Source organism: Kitasatospora sp. MY 5-36, from assembly GCF_001182915.1.
GTDB lineage: Bacteria > Actinomycetota > Actinomycetes > Streptomycetales > Streptomycetaceae > Kitasatospora.
In genome coordinates, this window is the sequence record NZ_LFVW01000324.1 from 1 (window position 1) to 251 (window position 251).

At 73.3% G+C, this 251-nt stretch carries 1 protein-coding gene; it reads right to left on the reverse strand.

Features of this window, described 5'->3' with window-relative positions; genetic code table 11:
• Positions 1–251, reverse strand: a 251-nt coding sequence (locus tag AE652_RS21175; RefSeq protein WP_049653870.1) for an acyltransferase domain-containing protein, incomplete at both ends; no start/stop codon positions are given.

Sequence of the window (251 nt, forward strand, 5' to 3'; positions counted from 1 at the left end):
GAGCCACTGGCTGTCGACGGTGGACCAGAACGGGATGCCGGCCGGGCGGGGGGTGACGGGGGCGAGCAGGTCGAGCAACTCGGCTTGCAGGGCCTCGACATGGGCCGAGTGCGAGGCGTAGTCCACGGTGACCCGGCGGGCACGGATGCCGTCCGCCGTGAAGCGCTCGACGAGTTCGTCGAGGGCGTCGGCGTCCCCGGCGACGACCGCCGAGGAGGGGCCGTTGACGGCGGCGACGGAGATCCGGTCCT